This window comes from Primorskyibacter sp. S187A (assembly GCF_049800955.1).
In the GTDB taxonomy this organism is placed as follows: Bacteria; Pseudomonadota; Alphaproteobacteria; order Rhodobacterales; family Rhodobacteraceae; genus JAKVBH01.
Genome location: NZ_JBNAGA010000008.1, coordinates 1 through 19,552 on the forward strand (window position 1 = coordinate 1; position 19,552 = coordinate 19,552).

Sequence of the window (19,552 nt, forward strand, 5' to 3'; positions counted from 1 at the left end):
CACAGAATTCCCGTTGCGCTCAGATGCATGATCCGCCAGCGTCTCCAACGGATATGTCGCCTCAGAAGCGCAAGTAGTCCCGCCCCGAAAAGGGCCCACATGGCGAGAACACCCCAGATAGAAAAAGGCGTTGGTGAGCGAAACAGCAAAGCGTCAATGACGTCAGGGGGGCTGGTGATCCAAAGGCCAATGACATGTAGCAACACGCTGAGAAGCAACAGCACACCGATGGCGCGGTGCAGGCGGCGCGCGTTTTGCCGGGCAGGGCGCTGCGGAATGGCATAGGCCAAAAGCGGCTGGAGCGGCAGCAAGGCCATCCCCAGAATGCCCGCGAAGCCAGCCAAGATATAGATGGGCTCACGCCATGCGAGATAGGGGCTCTGGGCTGCGGCGAGGATCGGCCAGACCAGCGCAGCAGCGATGCCAATCCAGATCAGACCCGCACGTATCGGACCGCTCCGCCCATCACAGGGGCTTCAAGACGAAATGCGCCTCAAGGCGCGTGTCGTTGGGGCTCGACATGAGAGGCCGCAGAAAGACAGTTTCAAAGTCGCCGCTGTCATAGGCAAGATGCCCATGTGCCTGACCAAAAGCGGGCACAATCTGCGGCATTTCCAAACGGAACACACCATTTGCGTCGGTCAATGTGGCGCCGTGGCTGCGCGCGTCGCGTTCGTGGCCTTCTGTTGTGTGAGCCCAGATCTGGATGCGTTGTCCTGCCAAAGGCGCACCATCCCCGGCCCGCCGCACCGTGCCTGTCATCCAGAAGCCTCCATTGCCAATCTTGTCGACGATGGGAGCGCCGGGCCGATAATTGTTGGCTCCACCGCGCATCGTGGGTGTTGGTGCAACGCCTGCCGCGTGGACCGGCAGGCCAGCGCCGGCGGCTGTGATGAGGCCTGCTGCGCCCCTTTGCAGAAAGGTGCGGCGGTCAGATGGGAAGGACGGCATCGATATGTCTCCTTGCTGGCGTGCTCAATCGTCGTGATGTCTGAGATGCAATGTAGGCGTTCTGAGGCGCCTTCTCAAATGCGCGACGGCGCCTTCTTGCGCGTCTGTCACTGACAAGTGCTTGAGTGCATGCAAATCATGCTGCGCTCTGCCGGTCAAAAAGTCTGTGGTGCTCTCACGGGCGCATCTGCTAACGAGTGCTTATGATTGAACGTATGCAAACCAGTGCTCGGATGAGCAAAATCGTCAAACACAACGGAACGGTCTATCTGTGTGGTCAGGTGGGTTCTGGTGAGACCGTCACCGAACAAACCCAAGATTGCCTTTCACGGGTCGACGCGTTGCTGCAAGAGGCAGGCTCGGACCGCGAGCATATATTGCAAGCGGTGATCTGGCTCGCGGACATGGCCGATTTTGCGGAGATGAATGCGGTGTGGGATGCTTGGGTGCCAGAGGGTCATGCACCGGCCCGGGCCTGTGGCGAAGCAAAGCTCGCGCGTGACGTCCTGAAGGTCGAGATCATTGTCACAGCAGCTGAGAAAGCCTGAAGGTTTTCGCCGCTCAAAACCTCGCAGTACATCGACCTCTGAGCTGGTCGAATACCTAATCTTGCCCGGTGCTATTGCGTCTTGAACAGACGCGCTCCAAGGTTGCGCGCAACAATGATATTCTGGGAGGAAACCATGAAATTCTTGAAATCCATGACCGTAGCGCTGGCTGCAACGGCTCTTCTGGGCTCCGCCGCCTCGGCAGAAACACGGGTGACCTATAAATCCGCGAAGGCGGGTTCGTCTTACTATCAGATGGCCGTGCAAATTTCTGAGGCGATGAAAGCCGGAACAGACGGCGCCATTTCTGTCACAGTGGAAGAAAGCCAGGGCTCTGTGCAGAACGTCATGGAAGTACGTGCGCGCGGTGGCGACTACGTCTTTACAACACCGCCCGCGCTGATCGGTCTGGCGCAAGGCGGCCGCGCGATGTTCGAAGGCAAGGGCGATCCTGCATTTGATGACATCCGCGCTCTATTCCCGATCCCGTCGCTGACCATGCATTTTGTGATGTCCGCCGACAGCGGTGTCGAGAGTTTTGCGGATATGGAAGGCAAGACGATCCTTCTGGGCAGCGGATCGTTTGGCGCCCGGGAAGGCGCGAAATACATCGAGATGTTTGGCTTGAAAGACAAGGTCACGATCGCGGATGTTGAGCTTTCGAATGCTGTGAGCGCGCTCAAGAACGGTCAGATCGACGGGTTCGTGACGGCCGGTTCTTATCCCGCGCCAAATGTCATCGAGGCAGCTGCATCTACAGGCGTAACTGTTCTGTCGCTCAGCCCGGAACAGGTGACCCAAACCAAGCGGACCAAGCTGGTGATCCCGGCAGGAACCTACGCGGGCCAGGACAGTGAGATCACCACGACTTCTTTGCCGGTTGTCGCGTTCACCACGACGAAAATGGATGAAGAGACCGCCTATCAGCTGACCAAAACCTACTGGGAAACGAAGGCTGAAATGTCGGGCGAGGCGAAATGGTGGGAGGGTGTTTCCGTTGACATGCTGTCCAACATCACCTCGAGCATTCATCCCGGTGCAATCCGCTACTACAAAGAGATTGGTGCGCCATTGTCTGATGCGCATATGTAGGCTTATTCCGGGTCACACGCGGTGTCGCAAACTGCCGCGCTCCCTGTGATGATGAGATTTTGGATTGCGTTGGGGCTGCTCAGCGCAATCTTTCATCTGGGTCTGATTTTCTACGGTCTCGTGCCCAATCTCGTCGCCCGTCCGCTGCATATGGCCTTCGTCCTGCCCTGGGTGTTCTTGTTTGGCGTACAAGGGCGATGGGCTTTGACCAGCGGTCTGGTCTTCACGCTCATTGGCGTGGCTGGGTGTTTTTGGATCTCGACCAATCACCAGATGCTGCGCAATCAATATGGCTTTCTGGAAAGTGAGTTTCAGGTCTGGCTCGCTTTTGCCTTGCTGGCTGTGGCCATGGAGGGCGCGCGGCGGTCCATCGGATGGCCGCTACCCCTCGTTGCGCTGGCGGCGCTGTTGTACGGGTTGTTTGGCCAGCATATCCCCGGCGAGTTCGGTCATGCGGGCACGCCATTGCGCAGCTTCCTCGGGACGCTGATCGTGGCGGAAGGGGGCTTGTGGGGCAGCCTGACGGGCGTGTCCGTGGGTGTCGTCGCGGTTTTCGTTATGTTTGGCGCTGTGCTGAATGCGGGCGAGGCAGGGCAGGGGTTCATGAACGTCGCAGCCGCTGCCGCCGGTCGCTTGAAAGGCGGGGCGGCAAAAGTCTCGGTTTTGTCATCGGCCATGTTTGGATCGATCTCGGGCTCGGCCTCCGCCAATGTGGCCTCCACTGGCGCCGTGACGTTACCAGCCATGACGCGCTTGGGTTATCCCAAGCGATTGGCCGCCGCGACAGAAGCCGTCGCGTCATCGGGTGGGCAAATCATGCCTCCCTTGATGGGGGCAGGGGCCTTTGTCATGGTCGAGCTCACGGGCGTGCCCTACTCGGAGATCATGCTCGCGGCCTTGTTGCCCGCAATTCTTTATTTCCTGACTGTCTGGCAAGGACTCAATGCCTTCGCCAAACGTTTCGACCTGCAACCAATTCCCGAAGCGGATCGCCCTTCACGATTGCAGGTTTTGATAACGTCGGGCTTTTTCATGGTGCCGTTCCTGACGCTTTTGACCGGCATGTTCGGTTTTGGCTACACGCCGCAATACTCCGCCGCACTGGCGATATTTGTTGGTCTGTGTTTGCTGTTTGTAGACATCTCTTTGCGGCCAAATCCGCGGCAAGGCCTGACGCGTTTTGCAGATGCAATGCTCAATGGCGGCAAACAGGTTGCCATGATCGGATCGATCATCATCTGTGCCTCCATCATCATCGGTGTTCTGGGCATCACAGGCCTAGGCGTCAAAATCACGTCGGTTATCTTGTCAGGCTCAGGGGGCGCGCTTTGGCCCGCTCTCTTGTTAACGGCGTTGGCGTGCTTGCTCCTCGGCATGGAGGTGCCCACGACTGCGGCCTACGTGATCTGTGTCTCAGTGGCAGGTCCTGCTTTGATATCGCTTGGCCTCGAGCCATTGCAGGCGCATCTCTTCGTCTTCTGGTTTGCCTTGCTCTCGACCATTACGCCGCCTGTCTGTGGCGCTGTTTTTATTGCAGCCGGTATGGTCCAGACAAACTGGTTGCAGGTGGCAGTGACGGCCATGGCATTGGGTGTGGGCCTCTACGTCATTCCGCTTGCCATGATTGCCAACCCGTCGCTCATCGCTCTGGGCGACGCACCGGTGTCGGCATTGCTGGCCTTTGCCATCGTAGCGCTTGGACTATCGGGCGTGTCGCGAGGTTTGATCCGGCAGGACGGCATCGCCCTGCGCGCAATCTCTGTCCTGGGCGGATTGGCTTTATGCTTCGCCGCACTGATCTGGTGAGTTGCTAGAACGTCAGGTTGACTTTGACGGCCTGCGTCCGATCAGAGGCGAGCTCAAATGCTTTGACAGCATCCTGCATGGGCATCTTGTGCGTGATCAGTGGCGTCACATCCAAACGACCTTTGCGCATCATCTCAACGGCTGTAAAAAACTCTTCGTGAAATCTGAACGAGCCTTTGAGCTGGATTTCCTTCGCCGTCATCGCCTGCATGGGCAAGGTCATGTCGCCTCCTAGCCCCAACTGAACAATGGTGGCTTGTGGGCGCAACGCGGGGACTGCGCTGGCAAGCGCGTGTGCGACGCCGCTGCACTCAAAAAGCACGTCAAAGATCCCTTTGACAGCGGCATACTGGTCCAGTCCATTTGGTTCATCGGCGACATTTATCGTGCGGTCCGCACCCGCGTCACGTGCCTTGCCGAGGGTGAAATCAGCGATATCGGTCGCGATAATGTCCAGCGCTCCGGCCTGACGCGCCACCAGCACTGCGAGCAATCCGATGGGACCGCACCCTGTCACGAGGACCCTCTTTCCAAAGAGATCCCCCGCGTGCCGTGCCGCGTGCAAGACAACGGAGAGCGGTTCTGCCATGGCGGCCTCGCCGACACTGAGCCCTGACGCAGGAGCGCATTGCGCGACATCGGCCACGACGTATTCGCTGAATGCGCCCTGAATGTGGGGGAAGGGCATGGCCGAGCCATAGAACCGCATATTCAGGCAATGGTTGTGTGCGCCTTTTTGGCAATACGCGCACGCGCCGCATGGCCGTGAGGGTGAAACGGCAACCAGCTCGCCCGTTGTCAGACCTTCGACGTTATCTCCCAAGGCTTCAATGTAGCCTGCAACTTCATGGCCCAGTGTCATGGGCTCACGCAGGCGGATCGCTCCAAAGCCACCGTGGTTGTAGTAATGCAGATCAGACCCGCAAATGCCTCCGGCAGCCATTTTGACGAGAACCTGCCCGGTGCCTTGAACGGGCGTCTCATGCGTTTCAATCCGCAGGTCTTTGGCGGCATGGACGACGATGGATTTCATGGGGCCTCGTGGGATTGATACCAATTGGAGTGCGTCCGCAGACGCTCGGGGAACGCTCGAAGAAATTCTCGTTGACGTTAATTGTTATCGGTAACATAACTTGTTGACAAGCGCTTTCGCGACAATCACGAAAAGGACGTTCCGATGCAATTATTCTCCTTGGCCGGGCAAACTGCCCTTGTGACGGGCTCTTCGCAGGGGATCGGATTTGCGCTGGCCCGAGGTTTGGCGAACGCAGGAGCGCACCTCGTTCTGAATGGGCGAGATGCTGCAAAGCTCGAAGCTGCCGCGCAGACGCTGCGTGATGAAGGGGCTCGCGTAGACACCCTTTGCTTTGATGCCACTGATCACGCGCAGGTCCGTTCGACCGTGGATGCGTACGAAGCAGAGACTGGCCCCATCAGCATCCTCGTCAACAATGCAGGCATGCAGCATCGGACGGAACTCGAGAACTTTCCGGCGGACGCTTTTGAGAAGTTGTTGCAAACCAATGTCGCCAGCGTTTTTCACGTGGGCCAAGCCGTCGCGCGGCACATGATTGCGCGTGGCGCCGGCAAAATCATCAATATCGCATCCGTTCAAACCGCTCTCGCCCGTCCCGGTATCGCGCCCTATACAGCGACGAAAGGCGCGGTCGGCAATCTCACCAAAGGCATGGCAACGGATTGGGCCAAACATGGCTTGCAATGCAACGCCATTGCGCCCGGCTATTTCGACACGCCTCTCAATGCGGCGCTGGTGGCCGATCCCGAGTTTTCCGCATGGCTCGAAAAACGCACTCCCGCAGGGCGCTGGGGGAATGTCGAGGAGCTGGTGGGCGCTTGCATATTTTTGTCCTCCGCAGCGTCGAGCTTCGTCAACGGCCATACGCTTTACGTGGATGGCGGCATCACGGCGTCGCTGTGATGGGTGAACGTATCGCTTTGATTGGTGCTGGCGCCATGGGCGGGGCGATTGGCGCGCGCCTTCTGGAAACAGGCAACGTGCTCAGTGTCTTTGACCTCGATGCGACGAAGGTCAGCGCCCTTGTCGCGAAAGGAGCGGTTGCCGCCGCGACCGCAGCAGAGGCGGCTGGGACGGCTGATTTTGTCATTACCAGTCTCAACGCATCGCATATTGTCGAACAGGCGGCATTCGGGCCTGCCGGGATTGCCGAAGGGGCCGCGCAGGGAACGATCATCATAGACATGTCGTCGATCGATCCGGGCGCGACACGCTCCTTCGCCGCGCGAGCAGCTGAGCAGGGCCTTGCCTGGGTTGATAGCCCCTTGTCTGGTGGGGCGCCCAAAGCCTTGACGGGTGAATTGACCCTGATGGCGGGCGGCACCGCAGAAGATGTCGAACGCGCACATCTGGTGCTGCGCCATGTCGCCTCCAATTACACGCATATGGGCCCGTCTGGCGCTGGCCAAACGACGAAGCTGATCAATCAGGTTCTGTGCGGGCTGGGCTTTCTGGCCGTCGCTGAGGCCACCCAATTGGCTCTTGATGCGGGCGTGGACGCCGCAAAAATCCCGCAGGCTTTGAAAGGCGGGCGCGCAGACAGCGCTTTGTTGCAGGAGTACCTGCCAAGGTTTGCCACGAAGGACTACCGCCGCACCGGCCGCATCGACAACATGGTCAAAGACCTGAACGCGGTGAATGATCTGGCGCGGCAAACGGGGACGTCGATGCCCATGACGGCGCTATGCGCAGAGATACACCGAATGCTGACGGCGGCTGGTTTGGGCGGTGAAGATCAGGCGGCTGTGATGGAGTTTTTCAGCGGCGCCAACTCTGACCACGCCGCTCAAGCTAGGGAAAGCTAGGCGTCGATGGGATCGAGGGTCACAATGCGGGATGTTGCACGCGCCGTTGGCGTCTCGCCCATGACCGTGTCGCGCGCTTTGCGCAATGATCCTTCGGTCAACAAAAATACCCGTATGCGCATTCACTCCACAGCGCGGCATATGGGCTATGTCTACGATACAACCGCGCAGGCGTTTCGAACCCAGAAGAGCGGGTTTGTGGCCGTGACACTGCCATCCGTGAACAATGCAAACTTCGCAGAGACCTTTCGCGCGCTCAGCTATGAACTGGAGCAAGACGGCGTTCAATTGCTGCTGGGCAGCACGCATTACAGGGTCGAAAAGGAAGAGCAGTTGGTGCGCCAACTGCTGGCGCGCAAACCCGAAGCGCTGGTTTTGACGGGTGGCCATCATACGGGCGCAACACGGGATATGATTGCAGCTGCAGGCATTCCCATTGTGGAAATGTGGGATTTACCAGCTGACCCTCTTGGTCATGTCGTCGGGTTTTCGAATGCAGATGCGATGCGGCTGATTGTCGAGCATCTTGCCAACAGCAGTCGTCAAAAAATTGCTTTCGTCGGAGCGTCCTTGGGTGCGGATATGCGTGGCGCTGAGCGACGGGACGGGGTCATCCAAGCCGCCCGGGCGCTGGGGTTGCCTGAGGTTGGCTTCATCGATGCCGGTCCGGCGCCCATTTCCATGCGGCACGGGTTTTCGGCGTTCGAGAACTGCGGGCGCACCATCGCGCAATACGATGCGCTGGTGTGCGTGTCCGATCCTGTCGCGTTCGGCTGTCTGAGTGCTGCCCTACGCATGGGGCTCAGGATACCAGACGATTTGGCCATCACCGGGTTTGGTCATTTCGAGGTGGCGCAAGTGTCCAATCCGCGCATCACGACTGTGGACGTTCAGGCCGATCAAATCGGGCATGATGTCGCCGCCTTGCTGCGGGATATCTTCGAAGGGCGGATTGACCGACCACTCCGCAGAGATGTCGGCTGTACTCTGATCCAAGGCGAGACAACGCAAATGCCACCGCGTCAGATGGTCAAACCACTGGCGGGATAAACCGCTTGACGCGACATGTGACCGGGCACACCCTAAGCGAATGGCGCAAAAACAACCTTCATCCAATGGTCCGGTCACGATGCGGGATGTCGCGCGTGCGGCGGGCGTCTCGCGGATGACAGTCAGCCGCGCATTGAAAAAAGACAGCCCCATTTCAGAAGAGACGCGCGCGCGCATTCTCAAGGTCGTGCGCGATATGGACTATGTTCCGGATCAGATGGCGGGCAGTTTGAGCACCAAACGCTCGGGGTTTGTTGCCGTGCTTGTGCCGTCCCTGAACAACCTGCATTTCGCCGAGACAGTTCAATCACTCACCGAAGAGCTGGAACTATCCGGGCGCCAGATACTGCTGGGGCACACGGATTATTCTCTGGCCCGCGAAGAACAACTTGTCGAAGACATGCTCAAGCGGCGGCCGGAAGCCATTGTACTGTCCTATGACGGCCATACAGAGCGCACAACAGCGCTTTTGAGCAAAGCGCAGATCCCCGTCATTGAACTGTGGGAGCGGCCCGAGGTCCCGATCGGGCACACAATTGGTTTTTCGAACACCCAGGCCGCGGCAGATATGACACGCGCGCTGATCGCGAAAGGCTATCGCAATATCGCTTTCCTCGGCGAGGCAGACGACGCCTGGACGCGCGGCGCAGCGCGACGCAGGGGTTATCTGTCAGCAATGAAAGAAGCCGGTTTGGAGACCCATAGGGTCTTGAAAATCGGAAAGCCGCCTCTGTCGATTGAAGAGGGCGCCAGCGCTGCTGCGCGGTTGCTCGAGAGCTTTCCAGACACGGATTGCATCTTCTGTGTGTCTGATGCTCCGGCCTTTGGCGTCCTCTCAGCTTTGCGGGATATGGGGCGGGCTGTGCCCGAGGATATCGGAGTAGCGGGTTTCGGAAACTTCGAAGTCTCGCGCTTTTCAACGCCCACTATTTCGACCGTTTCGGTTGATCCCGCAACCATCGGCCGGGAAGCTGGAAAACTCATTGGAGCGTTGTTGTCTTCGGAGGCAGAAACGAGTCGCGCTCTCATTCCAGTTCAGGTTGATTTAACCTTCCGAGACAGCACAAAATAAGCGTAATGATTTAATATCAGTTACTTAGATTGCGTATTTTTTCTTGTGTTACCGGTCACACTTGTTAATGTGACCGGTAACAATAAACACGCAGGGTCAGTATGCCAACTATTCAGCTGGACAATTTGATTAAGCGCTATGGCAATGTCGAAGTGCTGCACGGCATCAATCTCGAGATGGCCGACAATGAATTCACAGTTCTGGTAGGCCCATCCGGCTGCGGCAAATCAACGACCTTGCGCATGATCGCCGGGCTTGAAGATGTCAGCGAAGGCGAGATTTTCGTTGACGGCAAACCGGTCAGCCATCTCGAGCCAAAAGACCGCGACCTTGCGATGGTGTTTCAGGATTACGCGCTGTACCCGCATATGAACGTCGCGCAGAATATTTCCTTTGCATTGCGCCTCGCCAAGCGCCCCAAGACGGAGATCAACAAGAAAGTGCGTGAGGTGGCCGACATGGTCGGGCTCACGGAGTTTCTGGATCGCAAGCCGGGTGCTTTGTCCGGCGGACAGCGGCAGCGTGTGGCGATGGCGCGGGCGCTTGCCAAAGACAGCGGTATGTTTCTCTTCGATGAGCCTTTGTCCAACTTAGACGCGAAATTGCGCGGACAGATGCGCGCGGAGCTTGCCTTGATGAGCCAGCGGGTCCAGAAAAACATGATCTATGTGACCCACGATCAGATTGAAGCCATGACGCTGGCAGACCGGATCGTTGTCATGCATGGCGGATATATCCAACAACAAGGCTCGCCCAAGGAGCTCTTCAAGAACCCGGTGAACAAGTTTGTGGCGGGTTTTCTTGGCATGCCGCCGATGAACTTTCTTGATGGGGACATCGAGGAGAAGGGCGGGGAGGTTTTTGTCACCGGAGATGGCTTTTCCCTCCGCTTGCAGGGAGATCGCGCCGCGCGTGCGAAAGCCCATGGCTCACGCACCGTCACCTTGGGCATCCGTCCGTCTGATCTGACGTATGATCCGGATGTTGCCCCTGATCAGGCGCTCAAGCTCGATGTCATGGTCTCTGAATACATCGGCGCGCAATCGGTGCTCTTGTGTGAATGCGGGCCGGCCAAAGTCATGGTCGAACTGAATTCCGAAACACCAGTGGCGCTCGGGCAATCACTCACATTTGCGGTGAATTCAAACGGGGTGCACCTGTTTGACCGACAAAGCGAGGTCGCTCTCTAGCGGCCAGATAAAACATCAAAGGGAGGAAGAGATGTTCAAACAAGTAAGATCAACAGCGCTTGGCTTAGGAGCCTTGGCGCTCATGGCCAGCACCGCGCTGGCCGATGGGCATGGGGGCCCCTATGCGCCCTATTCTGGTACAACGCTGATCGTAAACTTCCCGGCACATCCCCATTACAATGCGGTGATGAAGGTGCTGCCCGAGTTTACCAAGGAAACCGGCATCGAAGTTGAAGTTGATCAGCTGCCGTATCTGAAGATGCGGGAACGCCAGACGCTGGAGTTGGCGCAGGATGAGGGTGAGTACGACCTGATCTCCTACGTGGTTTTCTCAAAGGCAGACTACGTCTTTGCGGATCAGCTAGAGAACCTTGCAAAGTACTTCATGAACCCAAAACTGGCTGACCCGAATTATGATGCAGACGATCTGATCGACGGGTATGTGCAAAACATCGGCGTCGCAGGCGGCACCAAGGGATACTTGCCGGGACCCACAGGATCGCTCTTTGGTATCCCCTTTGGCTCGGAAACATCCGTTCTCGCCTACCGCAAGGACATTTTCGAGAAACACGGCATTGCCGAGCCCGAAACCTACGATCAGCTGCTCGATGCGGCCTGCAAGATCCCCGAAGTTGAGCCCGGCATGGGCGGCATGGCCTCCCGCGCTGCATCCGGCCACCAGGCCAGCCATGCGTTCCTGTTGCATCTGGCCCCGCTGGGCGGCCGTGTGTTTGACGATCAATGGAACCCGATCATCAACAATGCCGCCGGTGTTGAAGCGGCCAATGCGCTTAAGACCATCGTGGATTGTGGCCCGGAAGGCGCAATGAGTTTCGGACCCTCCGAAGCCGCCAATGCGTTTGCCAATGGCGATGCAGCCATGTTCCTCGATTCCATTGCCTTCATGCCGGGTTTTGAGAACCCCGAGCGCTCGAAGGTTGTTGGCAAAGTTGGCTATGCCATGCACCCGATGGGTGTGCGCCGTGGATCGCAGACAGGTGGCTTTGGGATCGCCATTCCCAAGAACGCGGAAAACAAGGAAGCCGCCTTCCTTCTGATGCAATGGCTGACATCCAAGAAAGGCGATCTGATGGTCGCGATGGAGGGCGGCAACCCGTCGCGCTTCTCAACCTATCAGGATGCCGGTCTGAACGAGAAGTTCCCCTTCTCGGCAACCTTTGGTGAGGCCCTGCAATATGCTGATCCTGACTGGCGCCCGATCATCCCGCCATGGGGCAAGATCAATGCCGACATCGGGACAACAATGTCCAAGGTGCTGACAGAAGGTCTCGACATTCAGGAAGCGCTTGATGGTGTTGCTGACCGCACACGCGCTGTCATGGAAGAGGCCGGGTACTACACCTGGCAGTAACCTGAGATGATGACCCGGGCGCGTGGTTATGCGCGCGCCCGGATCGACGCTCCCGTAACCCTCGCTTTGTGAAAGACACGCGTGATGCGACCAGCTGTGGCCAACCGGCTTACCCCCTACATGTTTCTGGCGCCTGCAGCAGTCATCATGGCAATCGCGCTGCTCTATCCGCTGGGCTACATGATCTGGGGCAGCTTCAGAGACTGGAGCCCCAGCCAGACCATCGGCGAAGCTGAATTCGTTGGCCTGAAAAACTACATCACGCTGTGGAATGATCCCAACTTCCACGAGAGCCTGACAGTTACTCTGAAATTCGCTTTTTTCGTCGTCACACTTGAGATGCTCATAGGTGTCGGGCTGGCGCTGCTTCTGGATCGCAATATCCGTGGCATGTCGCTCCTGCGTACCCTTTTCATCTTGCCCATGATGATCGCACCGGTCGTGGTGGGTCTCATGTGGCGGTATATGTACCACCCGACTTTGGGGACCTTTAATAGGTTTCTGGAGAGCATCGGGATTGGGTCTGTTGATTGGCTTGGCCAACACGCGCTGATGTCCATCATCATCGCGGATATCTGGCAGTGGACACCCTTTATCTTCATTCTTTCGCTCGCCGCTCTCCAATCCTTGCCACGCTCGGCGCTGGAAGCCGCCCGCATCGATGGCGCCACGGGATGGCAGCAGATCTGGCATATCAAGCTTCCGTTGATGATGCCGGTTTTGATTGTGACGGCGCTTTTGCGCCTGATCGACGCATTCAAGGTGCTCGAAGTCATCCTTGTGATGACAGAAGGGGGCCCGGGCCTGTCGACCGAGATCCTGGCGCTGCGCATTTCCCGCACGGCCACGGAATTCCGTGAACTTGGTGTGGCCGCAGCCATGTCCAACTATCTGCTGATGCTCCTGCTGCTTCTCACTGTCGCCATGTTCGCTTTCAATCGCTTGCAAGAAATGCGCGCCGCCAAAGTGCGGGCCGCCGTGGAGGATGACGAATAATGTCCCAGCCGCATTCGCGCCAGAACCCCGCGTTTTACGCCCTGATTTGCGTCCTCGTATTCATGTCCATCGGCCCTGTGCTGTTGATGTTCGCGAATTCGTTCAAGCTTGACGTAGACATCATTTCGGGTACCTCCGGTCTCTTCTTCCTACCCACGATCCAGAACTATGAGAAAGCGCTTTGCGACGTCTTGTGGTACGAGCCCGATCACATCGACTTCTGCTCACTCAAATTCGGCGGGGCCTTTATCAACTCCCTGATCATCGCATTGATCTCCACAGCGCTGACGCTCGTGATTGGCTGCATGGCCGCCTATGCGCTGGTGCGGTTCAGGTTCATGGGCCGAGATACAGTCTCTCTCTCGACACTGATGGTGCGCATGGTGCCGCCGGCGGTCCTGCTCGTGCCCGTCTTTGGTCTTTGGAACAATGAATTCTGCCTGGATCGAGATGGCCTTGTGGGCGGGTTTATCCGCGAGACGATGGGGGGCCGTGGAGACGTCTGCCTCGCGGGGACGCATTCCGGGATCATATTGATCTACGTCGCCATGAACCTCCCCTTTGTGATTTGGATCTTGCAAAGCTTTATTGTTCAGGTGCCCCGGTCCCTCGAGGAGGCCGCGCGGGTCGATGGCGCGGGGCCATTTCAGGTCTTTTTCAAAGTCGTTCTGCCGCTGATCAAGCCCGGACTCGCTGCTGCTGCGATCTTTACCTTCCGCATCGCATGGAACGAATACCTGCTCGCCTCAGCTCTTTCGGACCGTGATACGCGGACTGTCCCAATCCTGATTGTGAACAACATGTCGGAGTTCAACGTGGAATGGGGGGTTATCATGGCCACGGGCATGCTCTTGGCCATACCGCCCATTATATTCACGTTGTTTGCCTCGCGGCAGATCATCACCGGAATGACGGCAGGTGCGGTCAAAGGCTGATGTTGGAGTGGCTCCTCTCCCCCATTGATGCAACGCGCGCTCACGACGTTGGCTTTGCGATTTCGTGGCACGCGCGATTGATGGTTCTGGCTTGGGCCGTTTTGGCGCCGCTGGCTGTCATTGCTGCGCGTTTCTTCAAGGTCATGCCGGGTCAGGATTGGCCGCGAGAACTCGACAATCAGGCCTGGTGGCGCAGCCATTGGATGGGCCAAAGCGCCGTCATCGTTTTGTCAATTGGTGGGCTGCTACTGGTCCTGCCAACGGATTTCAACGCAATGACACTGCACAATTGGCTTGGCTTTGCCGTTTTGGCCGCGCTGCTCATGCAAGTCTTGCTCGGCATTTTCCGGGGCAGCAAAGGCGGGCCATCGGACGAGGAAAAGACCGGTTCGCCACGGGGCGACCACTATGACATGACGCCGTGGCGCCGGATGTTTGAGACGATGCACAAATCCATTGGCTATGCGGTCTTGTTCCTTTCGGTCATCACTATCTTGCTGGGTTTGTGGAAAGCCAATGCGCCCAACTGGATGTGGTTGGCGCTCAGTGTATGGTGGATCGTGTTGATCGGTCTGTCTGTTGTCTTGCAGCGCCGGGGCATGGCCATCGACACGTATCAGGCCATTTGGGGGCCAGACCCGGCCCACCCGGGCAACGCAAGCAAGGGACCCGGCTGGGGCGCCCGCCGGTTCAATGAAGGAGACACGGATGTTCGGAGAGATCGAGGGAACAGGGTTCGAAGTTCTCGACCCGGAGTTTGAAAGCTGCTTCATCGGCCATGTACGCGTCGAGCGTTTGTGGACGGGCGCGCGCTGGTCTGAAGGTCCGGTTTGGTTTGCCGCGGGCCGGTATCTCCTGTGGTCGGATATCCCCAACAACCGCATTTTGCGTTTCGACGAGACAGACGGATCCGTCTCCGTGTTTCGGGAGCCCTCCAGCAATACAAACGGCCACACGATTGACCGCGAGGGACGGCTCGTCTCCTGTGAGCATTTGGGGCGACGGGTCACACGAACAGAGCATGATGGCTCCATTACGATCATTGCCGATAATTTCGAAGGCAAGCGCCTGAACTCCCCCAACGACGTTGTTGTGAAGTCCGACGGCTCGATTTGGTTCACAGACCCGTCCTACGGCATTTTGATGGATTATGAAGGCGCGCGCGCCGAAAGTGAGATTGGCGCATGCCATGTCTACTGCGTGTCACCCGACGGGCAGATCAGAATAGCCGCTGACAGCTACGTCAAACCCAATGGGCTGGCCTTTTCACCTGATGAAAGCCTGCTCTACATCGCAGACACCGGGATCACCCATGATCCAGACGGCCCAAAACATATCCGATGCCACAAGGTCTCTTCAGACGGGACGCTCGATGACGGGCCCGTCTTTGCAACATGCACGGAGGGTTTGTTTGACGGGTTTCGCGTGGACCGCGATGGCCGGATCTGGAGCTCGGCAGCCGATGGTGTGCATTGCCTGAATGCCGACGGAAAACTGATTGGAAAAGTCCATATCCCCGAGATGGTCGCCAATGTCTGTTTCGGCGGGCCCAAGCTCAACCGGCTGTTCATCTGTGGCACGACATCGCTCTATTCGGTTTTCCTCAATGTGAACGGGATCTCACCCGTCTAGTCCTTTTCCTCCTCACGCCGGTGCAAGCCATGCATTTCATCGAAGAACCGAAACTGACCCACGGCGCCGTCATGGCCATGCTGACGGCTGCTATCGCGCAGGCGGAGACATCCGGACAGCCACAATGCATTGTGATTGTGGATGCAAGCGGCGCCTTGTTGGGGCAAATCCGAATGACCGGGGCAAAATTCCTCAGCCTGAAAAGTGCCCTTGCCAAAGCGCGTACCGCTGCGTCCATCCGGACGCCAAGTGACGCGATCCCGGAGAATGTTCATTTGAAGATCGCAGCTGCCACCGCCGGGGACGTGACCGGGCTGGGAGGAGGCCTGCCTATTTTGCACAAGGGTCACATCGTTGGGGGCATAGGCGTCGGCTCTGGAAGTCCCGAACAGGACAAAGAGGTCGCCCAAGCGGCGCTCAATGCGCTTGCACACTAATAGCGCCAACCTGGCCCGACGGAGAAACATCCCGCTCCGCAACAGCCAAGACCCAACGCGTTCAAATTGGCAGCACCCGGAGAGGCAATCGCCAAAGTCTTCGTCGCTTTGAGGCCAGTTCGCTGTCCGGATAAAGCCAGTTGGGCGCATTCGATATGGCCAGCCTAGGGTAAATCAAAAAACTTCTGTTCAATTGAGAAAATTTGCTTGCTGAATGTTGGCGCCACTCAAAGCATTGAGTTCCAACAGGGTGAGCGCCTGCACAAATATTGCGCATGCTTCTCACTTGTGGGTAAGGTTCGTTTGACGGGAGTGCGGTTCAGGCCGTGGTTCCGTGTTATGAAATACGGGTTTCAAAAAAAGAAACTGCCTGATGCCCGTACAAAAATAGGCAGTTCAGGGAGAAAAACATGAAAAATAAAACACTAGGCTTAATTGCCGGCGCGATGACCGCACTGTCCGCTTCGGCGGCCTTTGCAGAAGGTCACGGCGAAATCACAGTTGCCTATTTCCTCGAGTGGCCAATGCCGATGATGGCTGCAAAAGCGTCCGGCGCATATGACGAAGCGCTCGGCATGAAGGTCAACTGGGTCTCTTTTGAAACCGGGACAGCCATGTCCGCGGCAATGGCATCCGGCGACGTACAGATCGCACTGAGCCAAGGTGTGCCGCCTTTCGTGGTTGCTGCATCCGGCGGTCAAGACATTCAGGTTGTTGACGTGGCTGTAAGCTATTCGGACAACGACAATTGTGTCGTGCACGCCGACCTGGAAATCGACAAGATGTCGGCCGGCGAGCTGGCAGGCAAAAAAGTGGCCGTGCCTCTCGGAACCGCCGCTCACTACGGCTTCCTGCGTCAGATGGATCACTTCGGCGTATCCCTCGATAGCCTGTCCATCGTTGACATGCCTCCGCCCGAAGGCGCGAATGCGCTGGGTCAAAAGGCTGTTGATTTTGCCTGTGGTTACGGTGGTGGTCTGGCGTCCATGAAGGAATATGGCGACGTTCTGCTGACAGGGGCCGAGAAAGAAGACCTTGGTATCCTCGTGTTTGACGTGACATCCGCACCTGCTGACTTCATTGCAGAAAACGGCGATATCGTTGCCAAGTTCCTGAAAGTGACAGCTGACGCCAACGCCGAATGGAACACCAACCCAACAGACGAGATGCTCGCAGTTATTGCTGAGCAATCTGGTATGGACATGGACGCTGCGAAGAGCGCCATCTCAACGATGAAGTTCCCCTCCATCGAAGAACAGCTTTCCGACAAGTGGTTCGGCGGCGCGGCTGCTCCTTTCATGAAAGGCGTTGCAGACGTCTTCGTGGGTGCAGGCTCCATCGACAGCGCGCTGGACAGCTATGAAGGTGCGATCAACACCGGCCCGCTGGAAGCAGCCAAAGCCATGAGCAGCATGTAATTTAGCGCTTTAGCTCCCGAACCCGGCATCACACTTGCCGGGTTCACTCAAAAACGTGGCAAGAATAGCCACGAAAAACTTCCAAACAAAGCGGGGAACATACGGTGTCTGGCCTATCCATACAGAATTTGTCGATGCGTTTTGAGCTTCCCAACGGCGGGGCAGTACAAGCGCTTCAGGACGTCTCTCTCGATCTGAAAGAGGGAGAGCTGATGTCTGTTCTCGGGCCCTCTGGCTGCGGGAAGACGACCCTTCTCAATATTGTGGCGGGCTTTCTGGCCCAGACCAGTGGCAAGCTGGAAATGAATGGCCACGAGATCACCGGGCCCGATGCCGAACGCGGCATGGTATTTCAAAAAGGCGCTTTGTTCGAATGGATGTCCGTGCGGGATAACGTAGGCTTTGGGCCTTCGATGAAAGGCATGCCGAAGGGCGAGAAGGCTGAGATCGTCGATCACTTGCTTGACGTTGTCGGCCTGCAGGAATTCAAGGAAAAAGCGGTTTACGAACTATCCGGCGGCATGCAGCAGCGCGTGGCGCTTGCGCGATGCCTTGCCAACGATCCCGACGTGATTTTGATGGACGAGCCCCTCGGCGCGCTTGACGCGCTGACGCGCGAAAAGATGCAAAGCCTCGTTCTCAAGCTTTGGAAAGAGACAGGCAAAACGATCATCTTGATCACGCACTCCGTTGAAGAAGCCCTGCTTTTAGGCGAACGGCTTCTCGTCATGGCACCCCGGCCTGGTCGGATTCACAAGGAATACCGGCTGCCGTTTGCTGAGCTTGGCGTTGGCGCAGATTTGCGTGAGGTTAAGAAACACCCGGATTTTGGGCCCAAACGCGATGAGATTCTCGCGATGATCTGGGACATGGAAGAAGAAATCATGGGACGTACGGAGAACGCACAATGACCGGTCTTTTCGTTCTCGCAATCTACGTCGGCGTTTTTGTCGCTGCGTATTTCATCGTCACCAAAGTCATCGCGAAAGCGACCGTCAAAGACTACACATCCTTGAAGACAGTGACCTTCGGCGACGAAAGCGCTGTGCGCCCCAATCGCTGGGCCGGGATTATCTCGATCCTGACACTGTTTCTGATCTGGGGCATGTTCACCGGCTCCGCACTTCTTCCCAAATTCCTGCATGCGCCCGCGCCCTTCGTCGGCACGCTCGAATTCAACTACACGGCCGAGGCGGAAGACGGATCGCGCGACGACGGGACGGTCACCGTTCTGGTGCACCCGCGTGAAGAATCTCCCGATGCGCCTGAGGTTGAAGCCGGCGACGGCTTTGCAAAGAACGACAGCGCAGCGATTGCGATGTGGCGGACAGGTCTGGTCCGCGTGGACCGAAACGATGACATCACCAAGGGCGATGGCGCGCGTGTTGTGGCGATCAATGGTCAAGCCATCGCGCCTGGCGAGACCGTTGCCATCGACAATGCCACTGTGACCCTTTCCGACAAGGGCACGCCCAACGTTGCCCCCTATCGCGGCTGGCAAATGGAGCCGCTCTACCTGCCGCCACCGGAGCAGGTCTGGAGCCGTACAGTGCAGGTCGTGCAGGAAGGCTTTCGAAACTTTACCCTTCTGCAACACCTGGGATATTCGCTGTTCCGCGTGATCGCCGGCTTCTTCTTTGGAGCCTTGGTCGGGATCCCGCTTGGCTATGCCATGGGTCTGAGCAACTGGTTCCGCGGATGGTTTGACCCAATCGTCGAGTTCATGCGCCCGGTGCCACCGCTTGCGCTGATCCCGCTCGTCATCATCTGGTTCGGCATTGGCGAGACGGGTAAAATCATCCTTCTGTTCCTCGCTGCGCTCTGGATTATGGCGATTGCGGCGCGGTCCGGTGTGTCCGGTGTGAACATCTCCAAAGTGCACGCCGCCTACTCCCTTGGGGCCAGCAAGGCGCAAATCATGCGACATGTCATCGTGCCGAACTCGCTGCCTGAAATATTTACGGGCGCGCGGGTCGCCATGGGCGTGTGCTGGGGCACCGTTGTCGCGGCGGAGCTTGTGGCGGCAGAGCAGGGGGCAGGTATGATGATCATGGTTGCGTCCCGCTTCCAGAACACAGACATCGTGATCCTCGGCATCTTGCTGATTGGCATCATCGGGTTCGGAATTGATATGCTCATGCGATATGCAGAGCGCCTGCTTGTTCCATGGAAAGGCAAGGCGTGACGCTTCGCACGAGACACGGATCAAGGC

At 57.7% G+C, this 19,552-nt stretch carries 20 protein-coding genes; 17 read left to right on the forward strand and 3 right to left on the reverse strand.

All coding sequences use genetic code 11. The features are described 5' to 3' along the window. Together ACP15S_RS20890 and ACP15S_RS20895 are read right to left on the reverse strand one after the other, a co-directional pair. Positions 1 to 344: ferric reductase-like transmembrane domain-containing protein (locus tag ACP15S_RS20890; protein ID WP_425041590.1), on the reverse strand; the 344-nt coding region annotated here is incomplete at its 3' end. 121 nt (positions 345 to 465) lie between these two features. Then, positions 466 to 951, reverse strand: coding sequence for a twin-arginine translocation pathway signal (locus ACP15S_RS20895; protein WP_425041591.1), 486 nt, complete (start codon positions 949 to 951; stop codon positions 466 to 468). Between the two features lie 203 nt (positions 952 to 1,154). On the opposite strand from ACP15S_RS20895, the gene ACP15S_RS20900 reads away from it, so the two are divergent. The 3 genes from ACP15S_RS20900 (at position 1,155) to ACP15S_RS20910 (ending at position 4,397) form a co-directional block, all read left to right on the forward strand. Next, a complete protein-coding gene (locus ACP15S_RS20900) occupies positions 1,155 to 1,499 on the forward strand; it encodes a RidA family protein (protein ID WP_425041592.1) in 345 nt (114 codons plus the stop codon). A gap of 135 nt (positions 1,500 to 1,634) precedes the next feature. After that, complete coding sequence (locus ACP15S_RS20905) at positions 1,635 to 2,591, forward strand: TAXI family TRAP transporter solute-binding subunit (RefSeq protein ID WP_425041593.1); 957 nt, start codon at positions 1,635 to 1,637, stop codon at positions 2,589 to 2,591. A 48-nt stretch (positions 2,592 to 2,639) separates the two neighbouring features. Then, positions 2,640 to 4,397 carry a TRAP transporter permease gene (locus tag ACP15S_RS20910; RefSeq protein WP_425041594.1) on the forward strand — a complete coding sequence of 586 codons (1,758 nt, stop codon included), beginning with the start codon at positions 2,640 to 2,642 and terminating at the stop codon, positions 4,395 to 4,397. Between the two features lie 4 nt (positions 4,398 to 4,401). Here ACP15S_RS20910 and ACP15S_RS20915 read toward each other — a convergent pair whose 3' ends face one another. Beyond that, positions 4,402 to 5,430: an L-idonate 5-dehydrogenase gene (locus ACP15S_RS20915; protein WP_425041595.1), complete on the reverse strand. Its 1,029-nt coding sequence runs from the start codon at positions 5,428 to 5,430 to the stop codon at positions 4,402 to 4,404. 144 nt (positions 5,431 to 5,574) lie between these two features. Between ACP15S_RS20915 and ACP15S_RS20920 the strand changes: the two genes are divergently transcribed. The 14 genes from ACP15S_RS20920 to ACP15S_RS20985 all read left to right on the forward strand — a co-directional run bounded on the left by ACP15S_RS20920 (position 5,575) and on the right by ACP15S_RS20985 (position 19,525). Further along, complete coding sequence (locus ACP15S_RS20920; RefSeq protein WP_425041596.1) at positions 5,575 to 6,336, forward strand: SDR family oxidoreductase; 762 nt, start codon at positions 5,575 to 5,577, stop codon at positions 6,334 to 6,336. Next, positions 6,336 to 7,238 (forward strand): NAD(P)-dependent oxidoreductase, encoded by a 903-nt coding sequence (locus tag ACP15S_RS20925; protein WP_425041597.1) that lies wholly within the window; start codon positions 6,336 to 6,338, stop codon positions 7,236 to 7,238. Before ACP15S_RS20920 ends, ACP15S_RS20925 begins: the two co-directional genes overlap by 1 nt. Positions 7,239 to 7,298: 60 nt before the next feature. After that, positions 7,299 to 8,288: a LacI family DNA-binding transcriptional regulator gene (locus ACP15S_RS20930; protein ID WP_425041626.1), complete on the forward strand. Its 990-nt coding sequence runs from the start codon at positions 7,299 to 7,301 to the stop codon at positions 8,286 to 8,288. A gap of 40 nt (positions 8,289 to 8,328) precedes the next feature. Further along, complete coding sequence (locus ACP15S_RS20935; RefSeq protein ID WP_425041598.1) at positions 8,329 to 9,360, forward strand: LacI family DNA-binding transcriptional regulator; 1,032 nt, start codon at positions 8,329 to 8,331, stop codon at positions 9,358 to 9,360. A 101-nt stretch (positions 9,361 to 9,461) separates the two neighbouring features. Beyond that, a complete protein-coding gene (locus ACP15S_RS20940) occupies positions 9,462 to 10,550 on the forward strand; it encodes an ABC transporter ATP-binding protein (RefSeq protein ID WP_425041599.1) in 1,089 nt (362 codons plus the stop codon). A 31-nt stretch (positions 10,551 to 10,581) separates the two neighbouring features. Then, the gene (locus tag ACP15S_RS20945; protein ID WP_425041600.1) at positions 10,582 to 11,922 is read left to right on the forward strand and encodes an extracellular solute-binding protein; all 1,341 of its coding nucleotides are present in this window, start codon (positions 10,582 to 10,584) and stop codon (positions 11,920 to 11,922) included. Between the two features lie 84 nt (positions 11,923 to 12,006). Then, on the forward strand, positions 12,007 to 12,918 hold the full coding sequence (locus ACP15S_RS20950) for a carbohydrate ABC transporter permease (protein WP_425041601.1): 912 nt from the start codon (positions 12,007 to 12,009) through the stop codon (positions 12,916 to 12,918). Beyond that, a complete protein-coding gene (locus ACP15S_RS20955; RefSeq protein WP_425041602.1) occupies positions 12,918 to 13,853 on the forward strand; it encodes a carbohydrate ABC transporter permease in 936 nt (311 codons plus the stop codon). Before ACP15S_RS20950 ends, ACP15S_RS20955 begins: the two co-directional genes overlap by 1 nt. After that, positions 13,853 to 14,614, forward strand: a complete 762-nt coding sequence (locus ACP15S_RS20960) for a cytochrome b561 domain-containing protein (RefSeq protein WP_425041603.1) — start codon at positions 13,853 to 13,855, stop codon at positions 14,612 to 14,614. Before ACP15S_RS20955 ends, ACP15S_RS20960 begins: the two co-directional genes overlap by 1 nt. Further along, positions 14,562 to 15,485: an SMP-30/gluconolactonase/LRE family protein gene (locus tag ACP15S_RS20965; RefSeq protein ID WP_425041604.1), complete on the forward strand. Its 924-nt coding sequence runs from the start codon at positions 14,562 to 14,564 to the stop codon at positions 15,483 to 15,485. The genes ACP15S_RS20960 and ACP15S_RS20965 overlap by 53 nt, the downstream gene beginning before the upstream one ends. A 29-nt stretch (positions 15,486 to 15,514) precedes the next feature. After that, positions 15,515 to 15,922, forward strand: coding sequence for a GlcG/HbpS family heme-binding protein (locus ACP15S_RS20970; RefSeq protein ID WP_425041605.1), 408 nt, complete (start codon positions 15,515 to 15,517; stop codon positions 15,920 to 15,922). Positions 15,923 to 16,332: 410 nt separating this feature from the next. Further along, entirely contained in the window at positions 16,333 to 17,340 is a 1,008-nt protein-coding gene (locus tag ACP15S_RS20975) for an ABC transporter substrate-binding protein (RefSeq protein ID WP_425041606.1), read from the forward strand. Between the two features lie 104 nt (positions 17,341 to 17,444). Continuing rightward, entirely contained in the window at positions 17,445 to 18,251 is an 807-nt protein-coding gene (locus ACP15S_RS20980; protein WP_425041607.1) for a taurine ABC transporter ATP-binding protein, read from the forward strand. Continuing rightward, positions 18,248 to 19,525: an ABC transporter permease gene (locus ACP15S_RS20985; protein WP_425041608.1), complete on the forward strand. Its 1,278-nt coding sequence runs from the start codon at positions 18,248 to 18,250 to the stop codon at positions 19,523 to 19,525. The genes ACP15S_RS20980 and ACP15S_RS20985 overlap by 4 nt, the downstream gene beginning before the upstream one ends. Positions 19,526 to 19,552: the final 27 nt, after the last annotated feature.

Bases quoted from the DNA above. Each gene is read 5' to 3' on its own strand.
- ACP15S_RS20895 (WP_425041591.1), bottom strand. From the start codon at position 951: ATGCCGTCCTTCCCATCTGACCGCCGCACCTTTCTGCAAAGGGGCGCA.
- ACP15S_RS20900 (WP_425041592.1), top strand. From the start codon at position 1,155: ATGATTGAACGTATGCAAACCAGTGCTCGGATGAGCAAAATCGTCAAA.
- ACP15S_RS20905 (WP_425041593.1), top strand. From the start codon at position 1,635: ATGAAATTCTTGAAATCCATGACCGTAGCGCTGGCTGCAACGGCTCTT.
- ACP15S_RS20910 (WP_425041594.1), top strand. From the start codon at position 2,640: ATGATGAGATTTTGGATTGCGTTGGGGCTGCTCAGCGCAATCTTTCAT.
- ACP15S_RS20915 (WP_425041595.1), bottom strand. From the start codon at position 5,430: ATGAAATCCATCGTCGTCCATGCCGCCAAAGACCTGCGGATTGAAACG.
- ACP15S_RS20920 (WP_425041596.1), top strand. From the start codon at position 5,575: ATGCAATTATTCTCCTTGGCCGGGCAAACTGCCCTTGTGACGGGCTCT.
- ACP15S_RS20925 (WP_425041597.1), top strand. From the start codon at position 6,336: ATGGGTGAACGTATCGCTTTGATTGGTGCTGGCGCCATGGGCGGGGCG.
- ACP15S_RS20930 (WP_425041626.1), top strand. From the start codon at position 7,299: ATGACCGTGTCGCGCGCTTTGCGCAATGATCCTTCGGTCAACAAAAAT.
- ACP15S_RS20935 (WP_425041598.1), top strand. From the start codon at position 8,329: ATGGCGCAAAAACAACCTTCATCCAATGGTCCGGTCACGATGCGGGAT.
- ACP15S_RS20940 (WP_425041599.1), top strand. From the start codon at position 9,462: ATGCCAACTATTCAGCTGGACAATTTGATTAAGCGCTATGGCAATGTC.
- ACP15S_RS20945 (WP_425041600.1), top strand. From the start codon at position 10,582: ATGTTCAAACAAGTAAGATCAACAGCGCTTGGCTTAGGAGCCTTGGCG.
- ACP15S_RS20950 (WP_425041601.1), top strand. From the start codon at position 12,007: ATGCGACCAGCTGTGGCCAACCGGCTTACCCCCTACATGTTTCTGGCG.
- ACP15S_RS20955 (WP_425041602.1), top strand. From the start codon at position 12,918: ATGTCCCAGCCGCATTCGCGCCAGAACCCCGCGTTTTACGCCCTGATT.
- ACP15S_RS20960 (WP_425041603.1), top strand. From the start codon at position 13,853: ATGTTGGAGTGGCTCCTCTCCCCCATTGATGCAACGCGCGCTCACGAC.
- ACP15S_RS20965 (WP_425041604.1), top strand. From the start codon at position 14,562: ATGTTCGGAGAGATCGAGGGAACAGGGTTCGAAGTTCTCGACCCGGAG.
- ACP15S_RS20970 (WP_425041605.1), top strand. From the start codon at position 15,515: ATGCATTTCATCGAAGAACCGAAACTGACCCACGGCGCCGTCATGGCC.
- ACP15S_RS20975 (WP_425041606.1), top strand. From the start codon at position 16,333: ATGAAAAATAAAACACTAGGCTTAATTGCCGGCGCGATGACCGCACTG.
- ACP15S_RS20985 (WP_425041608.1), top strand. From the start codon at position 18,248: ATGACCGGTCTTTTCGTTCTCGCAATCTACGTCGGCGTTTTTGTCGCT.